Genomic DNA, 12,075 nt, shown 5'->3' with positions numbered 1-12,075 from the left:
AGAAAAATATCCGCGTTGACTGTAAAAAAATAAAGTGGTATAATTATACAATAAAAAAGTAAAAATAGACATAAAATCTTAACTCAATTCAAGCAAAGAAGGTGAGAGAATGAAAGACGTAAAATACAAAATTGACAAGACGCTTAGCACGCCCCTGTATCTTCAGCTTTATAACGCGTTTAAGAACGATATAGTATCCGGCAGAATTTTGGATAACGAACGTCTTCCCTCCCGCCGCAGACTGACTGAAGTTTTAGGCCTCGGAAAAAACACCGTAGATTTGGCCTATCAAAAACTAATTGATAACGGTTATGCTATCTCACAGCCCAGAAGCGGATATTTTGCGAGAAGACAAAGCCCTATAAACACTGACATCTTTGAGCCGGATTTTTATGACCTGCATGGAATCAGTTTTAACATGAGCCAAAACGGTATAGATTTGCCGTCTATCCCCAAAAACACTCTGGTAAAACTATATCGTGAAATAATTTACGACAAGCCGGAGCTATTTGAATACGGTCATAAATATGGAGAAAAATCACTCAGAAAAGCAGTGGCGCACTATTTATATGAAGTTCATGGAATATCATGCTCAACAGACCAAATTATAATCGGCGCCGGCAGCGACTATTTGATTGAACAGCTATCACACATATTTGGCAGCAGCACAGTATTTGGATTTGAAAATCCGTGCTACGCGCGAAGTTATGTACCGGTCAAAAATTCCGGAAAACAAACTACTCTGATTAACGTAGGTTTAGCTGGATTTGATGTAGAGGACTTATATAAAAGCGATATAGACGTATTATACATCTCGCCCGACGGGCAATTTCCAACGGGTTATCGTATGACAGCGGCACAGCAAAAAGAAATTTTAGACTGGGCAAACGAAAAACCTGACCGCTATATAATAGAAGCCGATTTTGACTTAGACTTTTCCGACAAAGGCGGTCTCGACCCGCTGTTTCTAAGAGATACTTCCGAAAAGGTTATTTTACTGAACTCGTTTTACAGGTCAATAGCCCCGTCAATAAAAACGGGGTTCCTGGTACTGCCCAAAAAACTAAAAGAACGTTTTGATGAACGTATGCCATACTACACAACTCTTAAATCAAGAATTGAACAGCAGGTTGTCGCCCAATATATACAAAGCGGAAAATACCAGCGTCATCTCGAGAAGCTATATAATATATATTCGTCTAAATCGAAATATCTTAAAGACAAAATCAACTCGTGTTCATTTTCAAAATACGTTACTATACACCACCAAAGCGGCGGAACTCATATTATAGTTTCCGTTGATAACGGAATGACTGAGAACGAACTAAAAATATCGGCTGCTAAAATGGGGGTAAAACTTTTGCCTCTTACAACCTTTCTGATAAAGCCAAACCCCAAACTTCCGGCAAGCACATTTGTAATGGGATACGGTCAATTATCGGAAGCTGAAATAGAGCAGGCGATAACCCGGCTTGACAAAGCCTGGGCAAATAAAAAATAATCTCTGTCCGTTTTAGACAGGGATTATTTTTTTATAATTAATATACGGCTTATTTTGCTTACTCAGAAGACTATCTATATACTTTGTATGTGGCTCCATATAATTTTTATTATTTTACTTTTTTAAAAAAATATTTATATACTATGTATATGACCCCATATAAAAAATTTTATTATTACATAATAATGGTGTTTGAACCATTTAATTATTATACAAAGACTGGGTTTGTAGTGAACATTGGTAGGGCGCATTTATGCGCCTCGTTAGGTGAGCTATCATCTGAACACGCAGTGTTCAATATATCAAGTAAATATTCATAAAAATTAACTTTGTATGTGACCCCATATAAAAAATTTTATTATTACATAATAGGGTGTTTGAACCATTTCTTTTTCTCGCAAGAAAAAGAAACGCTTCACCAAAGAAAAAGTGCTGCTCGCTTAGGTCGCCTGACGGCTCCAAGGGGCGCTCGCCCACGCTCATTTCATCATGAAGCATAGCTTCATGATGAAAAAAGCCCTACTACTTTCCCGTTGACTTTGTGTTCTACCGTGAATAAAGATAATCCGAGTTCCTATTAATTTATTCATTAAAAAAGCTAAGTTTTCAATCTAGATTAATAAACAAAAAATCAGGTTTTTTTAGTGAACATCGGTAGGCTTGCTGTGACCGCACCTATATGGTGCGTGTGAATCAAATTAATTTGTTTTGATTAACCTACAATGTCAATAAATTACTTAGTTGTGATGTATGTCAGCAAGCGCGTTAGGTGAGCCATCATCTGAACACGCAGTGTTCAATATATCAAGAAAATATTCATAAAAATTAACTTTGTATATAACCCCATATAATACATAGTATATTTATACTTATTTTATCTTCTGTTCGAGTTTATTAAATATTTCTGACGAAAAAAACTCTTCCAAAGTCATATCTAATCCATCACATAACTTTTTGATTAAAACGATAGAAACATTTCTACGAGTTTCGTCAAACATACTATAAACCAACGACACTATAATATTTTTTATTAAAGTATAAAAAATAAATTTTATAATTAATAAATATAAATAGTTTAGTTTAGTTTAGTTTAGTTTAGTTTTGTTTAGTTTTGTTTAGTTTTGTTTAGTTTTGTTTATATAATGGTCTACTATCTTGATTACTATATGACCAACTGTATTGCATATTTTTAATTAACTTTCTGCTCATTCTATAATTTGTCTGATGACCCTTTAAGCATTATCTATGGAACTGCGTCAAACGCCAAACTCATATTATCTCCAATTTTAAAGTAAGCCGGTTCTGTTATTGTTATATTAATACAAACTTTAAAAAGTTTATATAAATAATTTATATTTGATTCCTATTCAAAAATACTTTCCGGATACATTTTTATTTCATTAGTTCTATTTAATATGTAATCAGTTGAAGTATTGTAAAAGTCTGCTAGTTTTATTAAAAAGTGTAACGGTATAGTTTGAAAACCTCGCTCACAACGAGAGTATACAGTTTGTTGTATTCCTAATAAATCTGCAATTTCCGTTTGTTTCAACCCAGCATTCATACGCAGAAATTTTAATCTTTTTAAATACATTTGACCACTCCATTTATATTCTTATTTATCATCTTGTTTATCTTCATCAAAATAGAAAGAAGGCAAATTAAGATTAAGCAAGTCGCCGGGTTTAACCTCCAAAATATCGGCAATATTAAAGAAAACTTCTAAAGAAAATGAAGAAGTTATATTAGGGGCTTCAATAGAACTTAAATGTGAACGGCTAATATGTGCTTTCTCAGCAAGTTCATGTTGAGTATAACCTTTAGCCTTTCTTAAAGCAGAAATCATCAGCCCCAATTCAACGAATCGGTCTCTGTTATTAAACCCGACTTCTTTACGCATTTTCTAACCTCCTAAAAATAAATAAATATATTTGTAGATATTGAACACTACGTGTTCAGATGATAGCTCACCTAACGCGGCGGCTATGCCGCCCTACCGATGTTCACGGAAACCCCTGTTTTTGTGTAATAATTTAAAATGAAAATTCTGCTTTATTGATAAATAATCAACTGGAACTCGGCAAATCCATTTTCACGGCAGTTCACACATCCAACGGGAAAGTAACAAGGCTTTTTCATCTTGAAACGCAGATTCAAGATGAAATTAGCGGGGGCGAGCGCCCCTTGGAGCCGTTAGGCGACCTAAGCGAGCAAGCACTTTTTCTTTGGTGAAGCGTTTCTTTTTCTTGCGAGAAAAAGAAATGATTCAAACACCTTATTATGTAATAATAAATTTTTTATATGGGGTCATATACATAGTAAAATTCTAATATTTCATATCAACCCAGTCATATAATCAAATAATTTATTAAATTCATTTTCATTATTCAATATTATACATCCTTAAATTTTGTCGTGTATACGCACGTGAGTAATAAAGTAAAATTTTTTATTACAATCTAAAAAAATATAAATTAACATAAAAAAGCCGGCTTCCATTTTGGAAGCCGGCAATATATCCCCTTTTATTCCTCTATTTGTCTTACCTCAACAATCTCTCCGCCTGTCGTCGTATACTTCGACTGCGCATTAACCGTTGAGCCAGCGCCTATATACCTATTCTCGTTCGTATAAAAACCTAAGCTGTTATACTTTCCGTCAACCTGAATAGTCACATATACATCATACTTCTTCGGCACAATAAGACTTTTGTATGTACCGTCTACTAAACTTACTTCCATAACGGCATCCTCAGAGCGCACACCCGTTACCTCTCCCATATATTCCTTTGTGTCCTGGTCATATACAGGTCCGCCTTTTTTAAACGCGTCAATCGTAAAATCCCTAACTCCCTTTACCTTGTATACATACTCTATCTTCGCCTTCTCTGATGAAGAAACCGCGTCGCTGTTTGAAGTGAACTTCGCATAAATACCAAAGGCAAGAACGATAACGCACAGAACAACGATTATGTCAATAATACTGATTTTTCCAAATAATTTTCCATCTTTTGCAAATGTACTCTTTTTCTTCATAATCTCTATCTTCCTTTCCTAAAATATTTACACTACTCGCTTACGTTCAGCTGTGTGACAAAACCATATCCAGCCCAGCCCTTTGAACGAACCGCGTCTGAATCTCCAACCCTTATCGGACTGTTGTTTATGTTTATCTGCTTCCCGGTGTCTACCGCGTCAGCTTCCATGGTTACATAAATGTCATACTTCCCGGGTATCTCCTGCCACTGTGCCGTTCCCTGATTCAAATCATACGCCACCGTTTCAGCCGGAACAATTCTCACATCTGTAACCGTAGCCGGCATCTTTTCCTTAACGCCAACAGTAACCTTGTCGCCGATTTTCGGCATCTCGGTCAAATATTCTTCCTTGTTGGCAAATTCAATTTCAAACGTTGCTTTAACATTTCCGCCTGCCGATTTTCCGCTTGTTCCGCCGCCCATAGTGGACACCAAGTAGTAAGAACCGACTGCAATAATCGCGGCAATGACCAAAATAATTATAAAGTCTATTGCGTTAAACTTTGCTTTCATATCTCTTTCCTCCAATATATAATAGTTAATTTTATACCGTTTAATTAAGCAATTTCAAATAGATATCTTCAATCCTTTTGGTGTTCACCTCGGCGGTAAAACACTCGTTATATATCTCTAAACTTCTCTTGCTCATACTTTCATACAAACTCTCGTCCGTCATCAGCTTATGCAAAGTGTCAGCCATAGCGGCAGGGTCCTTTATAGGAACCATAAACCCGTTTTCACCATCCCGTATAACACCGGGATTACCGCCGAAATCAGTAACAACCGCCGGCTTTCCCAAACTCATTCCCTGGAGCAGTGAAAGACTGGTAGCTTCTGTACCGAATGAACAATTAGCCTGAATATCCATAGCGTTCATCAAAGGCTCAACATCATTTAAAAATCCCAGCATCTTGACAGTTCCAATCAAGCCCTCGTTTTTAATCTGACGTTTCAGCGCCTCAGCTGTATCTCCTGTACCGGCTATAAGAAATTTTGCTTTAACTCCGCGCTTTTTCAAAATCTTTGCGGCTTCAATAAAATATCTGTGCCCCTTGACCTCGGTCAGTCTCGCAACAATCGCAACCGCTTTTTCATCCGGCTCAATCCCAAATCCCGACCTGACTTTTTGTATATCCGCCGCCGGCTTCAACGCTTCAACGCCGTTTAATACAACGTCTATTTTATCAGCGCTGACGCCCGTGGCGGTCAGATTATCCTTTGCCGCCTCGGCAACAGCTATTATCCTGTCCGCGGTATGATTATTAATCCAGCCGTTTACCGCTTTGCCGGGGCCCTGAGAAATTTTCCTTGACGGCTCAAACACGCTGTGCCTGGTATAGACTGTTTTTATACGGCACTGTTTGGCCGCTATCCTGGCGGACATGCTTGCGTGAGTATGCACAATATCAGGCTTTATTTCCTTAAACAATTTTTTCAGGCTTCCAATAGCCTTCATATCCAGCGATTTTTCGGCCAGGTTGTCCATTTCATAAACCTTAACCCCCAAAGCTTCCGCCTCCGGCTTCAGCAGTGAGTTCTTAGGCAGGACAACAGAAACGTCAAACTGCTTTCTGTCAAAATATTTGAGAAAAGTTATTATACACTTTCCCGCTCCCCCGATATTCGAGTCAGAGGACACCTCTACCACTTTTATCACTCTTCCTCCACCGCCTTTACTGCTGATTCCTCTTTTTCGCCTTTAGCGATATACACGGCGGCGATACCAAGAGCGAGCACTATCCAAAATATTAAGAATACGCGGTAATTATAGAAGCAGTTATCAAACATTCCCTGAACACAGAACCCGGCAACTCCTGCGCCGATTGCTACAATCATTGCGCCCAGCTTACTGCCTTTGCCGGATGTTGACTGATAACCGTTAATCAGCTTCTTAAAGAACATAACAATAGTGGTTAAGAAAACGCCTATCCCCACTATACCTGACTCGACTAAAATCTGCAGGAACATATTATGTGAGTGAGGAGCAACGATACCGCTGTATGAATAGAACGGATATACCGACTTGAACGCCTGAGTTCCGGGGCCTATGCCCGAAGCCCAAAAATCTTTTACCATTGCCAGCGAGCCATACCAAATATATACTCTATACGAGGTTGACGAATCTTTCATATCTCCTACGCTGGCAATTCTGTTAATAATACTTTCCGGCAAAACCATAGGCAGGAACGGCAAAGCTATCAGCGCCAATCCCCAAATCTTTCCGCATACAAACGTAACGAACAGACCTGCGGTTATCATGAAACCAATCCAGCATCCGCGCGAGAACGTTAATATCAGAGTTGCAAACATAATGCCTGCCATGGCTATATATACCAGCTTAGCAAGTTTTTTCGGCTTCTGCCAAACTAAGCCTATGCAGACCGGCAGAACCAAAAGGATATACTCACCCAAAACATTCGGGTTTTCAAGAGTTGAATAAACTCTCATTTTTATATCGCTGAACATTTCCTCATCAACCCATGCGGCAGACGTATCCCAGCCGAAAATATACTGGGCAACGCCATAAAGGCAGACCAAGGCGCCTGACACAGCAAACACTGTCAGCACGTCAAACAACTGTTTCCTGGTCTTAACAGTGTTTATAACAACAAAATAAAACGCCATAAACAACAGATAAATTCCAAAAATACTCAAACTGTTAATCACAGCAAAAGAATTCAGGCTGGCAAACAAATATACAGCCAGGAACCCAAGCATCAAAAAGCCTACGCCTTCAAAACGCCATTTAAAGTTTCGGTCTGACACAGCCTTAACAAGAACTGAGAACAGACAAAGTCCCACAAGACCAACTATAGCCATAGTAGGCATGAGCGGCGCAAGAAATACAGTCAGATAAACTCCGGCCTGAACCGACCTGAGAATGAGAAAGACAACAAACAAGCCTCCAAGTATAACTATTGTATTAAGCGGGCTTGTAAATCCCCCTGCAACTCCGGCGGCAAATCCAATCACGGCTGCAAGCCACAAACGTCCGTTTGACTTTGTAACGTCCTTTTCAAAAATGTCATACTTAAAATCAATTCCGCTGAGATGCTCAATTATTCTCATTATCCAGGAACCCGACAGGAACTCGGTTAAATTAGCATTGGCGACAGACAAAACAGCTCCTAATATCAGCAGTGCATATACCAGCAGATTTGTCTGCTCTCCTCCTGCTATCGCAGGAACAACGGCTCCCAGTGTTATTCCGACCAGTAAAATACCGATGAATCTGGTATTAAGCGCCAAAATATTCTTTAGATAACAGTCGCAGGCTCTTACTATACAGCTTGTCTCTATCTTATTTTTCAGTTTTTCACAATACTTTCTTTGAAGCCAAGCGAAAAACGTAAACGGAGACCTCAAAATCCTTGCCGCAGCACCGTTCCCTAAAACATCCGAAGAAAAATGCTGGTTACGAAAAAAGTTGGTTATTCTGCTTCTTTTCCAAGCGCCCGAAATACCGTCGTACACTTTACGGAGGATTTTATAAACAAAGCTCTGCTTTATGTAACCCCAAATGAACAACCAAAAGGATTGAAAATATCCCATTTCATTCATGTCCTATTACCATTCCTTTCTTTATAAAGTATTTTTATTAAAACAAATCCCTCTAATCATGTTTTCTTCCAAAAATAAACTTCATTCCTATCATCATCTCCGTCACTTTAAGAATCCGAGCCAAGCCAAAATATACAACACATGCAGGCAGTGAAGCAACACACAGTTTAACTAAAGTCATTACCATACCCGTTCCCAATACGCCGTCGACAGCAAGGAATACATATTTGGCTGTTATAAACGCGAGCACACCGCAGATGAAAGTTTTCAGCAGGTTCAGCATAAAAGTGCCTGTTATCACGCCTTCACGCCTCTTGTTTATCATTATAAGCAATGCTGCGGCGATTGCCGTTGAGCTTATAGCGCTAGCCAGGGCCAGCCCTTCTATTCCTATATCAAAAACTAGAACAAATAAAGCGGCGCACCCGATATTGACTACAACCCCAAAAATTGATGTGAACATTGGCGTCTTTCCGTCCTGAATGGCGTAAAAGCTCTTATTCAAAACCTCGCATATAGAGTAACCGACCATTCCGAATGAGTAAAAGAATAGTGCAGACGCAGTTATACCGGTAGATTCAGCGGTAAACGCTCCGCGCTCAAATACGACTTTAATGATAGGGCTTGAAAGTGCAAGAAACAAGGCTGATACTATAGTGATTATAAAAACTATCCAGCCGACCGACGTTCTTGTTGTTGACGCAAAGGCTTCATTATTGTCATCAGCGTTAAGCCTTGATAACTTAGGAAAAATAAAATTCGTTATCGCGTAAGCAAACACTCCAACCATTATAATATATATCTTGTTTGCCCAGTTTAGAGCGGACACAGCGCCGTTTCCGAGACTTGAACCAAACGACATATTTATAACGTTGCAAAGCGGCTGAACCCAGGAGCTTATAAGAACCGGAAGCGCCAAAAGCGCTACCTCTTTCATGCTCCCATCTTTAATATTCCACCGAGGTTTATACCTATATCCGGTCTTAATCAGCCATGGAATTTGGAAAAACAATTGAAGAGCCCACGCCGCCAGCATTGATACAGCCACGCCCATAAGCCCCAGCTTGTCCCCAAATATAAGCAGATATGCTATCATAACACCGTTTGATACAACGCTTATCAAGGACGGAATAGTGAACTCACCATGCGACTGCAAAATTCCGACAACCACATAGGCAATAGCAGTGAAAGCTATAGACGGAAAAAGGACACGAAGCAATCTGGCAGTTTCTTCAACCTTACCCGGGACTTCAGCATAGCCGGGCACCATCATTTTAACTATAGGCTGGGCAAATACCGACCCCAAAATTGCGGCAAGAACTGCAACAGCCCCCACTATAGTGATAAAATTATTAGCAAAAGCGTCAGCGCCGGATTTTCCCACCTTTTCTAAATTTTTGTTATAAATCGGAACAAAGGTGGATAAAATTGCCACGCCCAGCACCATATCAAAAAATAAAAGCGGAATTTGGGTCGCGCTGTTGATAACATCGGAAGCATAGCCCTGACCATAAATCCCGGCAATAAGCATCTCTCTGAACAGACCCATAAATTTTGCAAGAAGTATAAGCACCGCCATAATACTGATTGACTTAACTGCCTTTCCGCCGCTTTCGCTCTTCGTCATATAAAATTCTCCAATTCAAATTAATACTAAAATATAAACAGTAGACCTAAATCAGTCTACCGTCATACATTATATACCAGAATTGCCTCAAAGTCAATATAACCCATCACAAAAACACATACTATAAATACGTTATGCTTCTATTTACTGAGATTATACTGTTTTTATTTTGCTGATTTGTTTTATTGAAGTATTTTAAAGAGAGACTAAATTTTTAATTGTTATCATTTATAAAACAAATCAATAACAAAAACATTAAGTTTGATATTATGAGCTTTATTGATTATTATATTGTTATTATTTTAAAGCTTTATAACAAAAAGAAAAACTTTTAATACATTTTTTTATTTTAAGCCTGTTTTAATTATTTCAATTTTTTTAGTATAATGAAGTATTAAAAGTTTAAAATCCGACTAGACTAAAATGAGATTTCAATAGTAGGTTAAATTCGAATTTTATCAGAATGTATTAAACAGAAAATATAAGAAACTGTATTACAATTACAAACTGTAATCAAAATTCTTTAAAGAAACCCATAAAAAAGTCGTCAAAAGTTATAGTAATTGCACAAACAACATTTTATTTTCTACACCCAAATTGTTTATAATGTTAATTTATAAAAAAAATAAAATTTTTTGAAAATTTTTCTTGACAAATTATTATATAGTTGATATAATATCAAAGTCGCAAAAATTGAACGCGGGTGTAGTTCAATGGTAGAATCTCAGCCTTCCAAGCTGATTGCGTGGGTTCGATTCCCATCACCCGCTCCACCTTTATAACCGCTTCCACAATCAAGCGGTTATAACAATTTTATGCGCCTGTAGCTCAGCTGGATAGAGCAACTGCCTTCTAAGCAGTGGGCCAGGGGTTCAAGTCCCTTCAGGCGCGCCAGCTTTTTATTTAAATATGGTGGGTATAGCTCAGTTGGCTAGAGCGCTAGATTGTGGCTCTAGAGGTCAAGGGTTCAATTCCCTTTACCCACCCCAAATACTGGGCCGTCGTCAAGCGGTAAGACACAGCACTTTGACTGCTGCATTCGTAGGTTCGAATCCTGCCGGCCCAGCCATTAAAAAACTAAATATGACTCATTAGCTCAGTTGGCAGAGCACTTGACTTTTAATCAAGGTGTCCGGAGTTCGAATCTCCGATGGGTCACCAAATCAATTAACATTCGAACAATTATTTTTTATTGATACTAGATTATTTTGTCAAATAATATGTATGTTAAAAAATAATTAGTTCCTGAGACACGTATAATGCGTGTCTCTTTTTTATGTTTAGAATATAAAATAAATTTATTTACTCTTTAAAATCGGGTAGACATAATTAGATTAATATGCTATATTTTATATATCTTAATTATTAATTTTTGGGGGGAAAATAATATGAATATTAAAAAAGACTTTCATTATATTAATATATAATAACACAAAATAAAAAATATGGAGCCATTTAACTTTGGCTCCATTTTCGCTTTATAATAGTTTATAACAAACATTTGTTAAAAATATACAAAATACATGTTTGTTTTTTGTGCAGTATTTTCAAATAAAAGTATTGACTTGTTTACAACTATATAGTATAATGTATTTGTAAACAAGAGAGAACAGAATAAAAATATAAAGGAGAAATAAAAATGAAAGTAATTTTTAAAAACAAGGAATACACACTAACGCAAGAAGCATATATAGCAGGAACTAATGAAAACAAATATTATGAAGCTGCTGCTATTGATGAAAATGGAAACAAATATATTGTTGTCTGGAACATATTAGATAATTATAGCCCAGAAGACGGAGATGATGAAGGTTGGGCTTGTGATTGGGAAGCTCCAACTAATGTTTATTCTATTTAAATTAACGGGTGGCTTATAGCCACCCTTACGCTAGGAGGTTAAAAAATGAAAAAAATAATTAATTCTAAAAAATATGATACAGAAAAAGCCAAAAAAATAGGTACCTATTGGTATCTAGAACCTGGAAATATAAACCATATATCTGAAACTCTTTATCGGAAGAGAACAGGTGAGTTTTTTCTGCATTGCTACGGAGGCGCTAACACGAAATATGCAGTATGTGTTATGTCTAATGAGTGGACTGGCGGAGAAACTATACTTCCGATAAGTTACGAAAACGCTAAAACCTTTGCTTCTCAAAAATTGACAGCTGAGGAATATGAATCAATTTTTGGGGAGAACGATGAATCAGAAATAATAAAATCCATACGTTTAAGTAAATCCACATCGTCCAAGTTGGACGATATAAAAGCAAGAACCGGGAAAAACTATGGTGATATTATATCGGATTTATTATCACTTTTAGAAAAAAATAAAAAATAAATTTAAAG

At 37.5% G+C, this 12,075-nt stretch carries 10 protein-coding genes and 5 tRNA genes; 8 read left to right on the top strand and 7 right to left on the bottom strand.

What is annotated here, in order from left to right:
• Positions 1-109: 109 nt before the first annotated feature.
• Positions 110-1,501 (top strand): MocR-like pyridoxine biosynthesis transcription factor PdxR, encoded by a 1,392-nt coding sequence (pdxR, locus tag B9O19_RS09095; protein ID WP_102366119.1) that lies wholly within the window; start codon positions 110-112, stop codon positions 1,499-1,501.
• Between the two features lie 1,363 nt (positions 1,502-2,864).
• Here the strand turns inward: pdxR and B9O19_RS09090 are convergent.
• From B9O19_RS09090 to murJ, 7 genes are all read right to left on the bottom strand, one after another.
• Positions 2,865-3,095, bottom strand: a complete 231-nt coding sequence (locus tag B9O19_RS09090) for a helix-turn-helix domain-containing protein (protein ID WP_102366118.1) — start codon at positions 3,093-3,095, stop codon at positions 2,865-2,867.
• Between the two features lie 21 nt (positions 3,096-3,116).
• The gene (locus tag B9O19_RS09085) at positions 3,117-3,401 is read right to left on the bottom strand and encodes a helix-turn-helix domain-containing protein (protein ID WP_102366117.1); all 285 of its coding nucleotides are present in this window, start codon (positions 3,399-3,401) and stop codon (positions 3,117-3,119) included.
• Between the two features lie 625 nt (positions 3,402-4,026).
• A complete protein-coding gene (locus tag B9O19_RS09080; RefSeq protein ID WP_102366116.1) occupies positions 4,027-4,536 on the bottom strand; it encodes a DUF4330 domain-containing protein in 510 nt (169 codons plus the stop codon).
• Positions 4,537-4,568: 32 nt separating this feature from the next.
• Positions 4,569-5,051, bottom strand: a complete 483-nt coding sequence (locus tag B9O19_RS09075) for a DUF4330 family protein (RefSeq protein ID WP_102366115.1) — start codon at positions 5,049-5,051, stop codon at positions 4,569-4,571.
• Positions 5,052-5,091: 40 nt separating this feature from the next.
• On the bottom strand, positions 5,092-6,195 hold the full coding sequence (locus B9O19_RS09070) for a glycosyltransferase family 4 protein (RefSeq protein ID WP_102366114.1): 1,104 nt from the start codon (positions 6,193-6,195) through the stop codon (positions 5,092-5,094).
• Positions 6,192-8,090: an O-antigen ligase family protein gene (locus tag B9O19_RS09065; protein WP_158648969.1), complete on the bottom strand. Its 1,899-nt coding sequence runs from the start codon at positions 8,088-8,090 to the stop codon at positions 6,192-6,194. The genes B9O19_RS09070 and B9O19_RS09065 overlap by 4 nt, the downstream gene beginning before the upstream one ends.
• Positions 8,091-8,151: 61 nt before the next feature.
• Positions 8,152-9,726 (bottom strand): murein biosynthesis integral membrane protein MurJ, encoded by a 1,575-nt coding sequence (murJ, locus tag B9O19_RS09060; protein ID WP_102366112.1) that lies wholly within the window; start codon positions 9,724-9,726, stop codon positions 8,152-8,154.
• A 699-nt stretch (positions 9,727-10,425) separates the two neighbouring features.
• Between murJ and B9O19_RS09055 the strand changes: the two genes are divergently transcribed.
• The 7 genes from B9O19_RS09055 (at position 10,426) to B9O19_RS09025 (ending at position 12,067) form a co-directional block, all read left to right on the top strand.
• Positions 10,426-10,499 (top strand) — tRNA-Gly (locus B9O19_RS09055).
• A 44-nt stretch (positions 10,500-10,543) separates the two neighbouring features.
• Positions 10,544-10,620: transfer RNA gene (locus B9O19_RS09050), tRNA-Arg, on the top strand.
• Positions 10,621-10,638: 18 nt separating this feature from the next.
• A tRNA-His gene (locus B9O19_RS09045) sits at positions 10,639-10,715 on the top strand.
• A gap of 5 nt (positions 10,716-10,720) precedes the next feature.
• Positions 10,721-10,795, top strand: a tRNA-Gln gene (locus B9O19_RS09040).
• Positions 10,796-10,811: 16 nt separating this feature from the next.
• A tRNA-Lys gene (locus B9O19_RS09035) sits at positions 10,812-10,887 on the top strand.
• Positions 10,888-11,365: 478 nt separating this feature from the next.
• Positions 11,366-11,584, top strand: a complete 219-nt coding sequence (locus B9O19_RS09030) for a hypothetical protein (protein WP_102366111.1) — start codon at positions 11,366-11,368, stop codon at positions 11,582-11,584.
• 45 nt (positions 11,585-11,629) lie between these two features.
• A complete protein-coding gene (locus B9O19_RS09025; RefSeq protein ID WP_179947304.1) occupies positions 11,630-12,067 on the top strand; it encodes a hypothetical protein in 438 nt (145 codons plus the stop codon).
• Positions 12,068-12,075 lie beyond the last annotated feature (8 nt).

It is taken from the genome of Monoglobus pectinilyticus, assembly GCF_002874775.1.
In the GTDB taxonomy this organism is placed as follows: Bacteria; Bacillota; Clostridia; order Monoglobales; family Monoglobaceae; genus Monoglobus; species Monoglobus pectinilyticus.
Note: the sequence above shows the minus strand (reverse complement) of the source record. Positions and strands in the feature narration are given on the sequence as shown.

Coding starts and splice junctions, on each gene's coding strand:
- pdxR (WP_102366119.1), top strand. CDS start 110: ATGAAAGACGTAAAATACAAAATTGACAAGACGCTTAGCACGCCCCTG.
- B9O19_RS09090 (WP_102366118.1), bottom strand. CDS start 3,095: ATGTATTTAAAAAGATTAAAATTTCTGCGTATGAATGCTGGGTTGAAA.
- B9O19_RS09085 (WP_102366117.1), bottom strand. CDS start 3,401: ATGCGTAAAGAAGTCGGGTTTAATAACAGAGACCGATTCGTTGAATTG.
- B9O19_RS09080 (WP_102366116.1), bottom strand. CDS start 4,536: ATGAAGAAAAAGAGTACATTTGCAAAAGATGGAAAATTATTTGGAAAA.
- B9O19_RS09075 (WP_102366115.1), bottom strand. CDS start 5,051: ATGAAAGCAAAGTTTAACGCAATAGACTTTATAATTATTTTGGTCATT.
- B9O19_RS09065 (WP_158648969.1), bottom strand. CDS start 8,090: ATGGGATATTTTCAATCCTTTTGGTTGTTCATTTGGGGTTACATAAAG.
- murJ (WP_102366112.1), bottom strand. CDS start 9,726: ATGACGAAGAGCGAAAGCGGCGGAAAGGCAGTTAAGTCAATCAGTATT.
- B9O19_RS09030 (WP_102366111.1), top strand. CDS start 11,366: ATGAAAGTAATTTTTAAAAACAAGGAATACACACTAACGCAAGAAGCA.
- B9O19_RS09025 (WP_179947304.1), top strand. CDS start 11,630: ATGAAAAAAATAATTAATTCTAAAAAATATGATACAGAAAAAGCCAAA.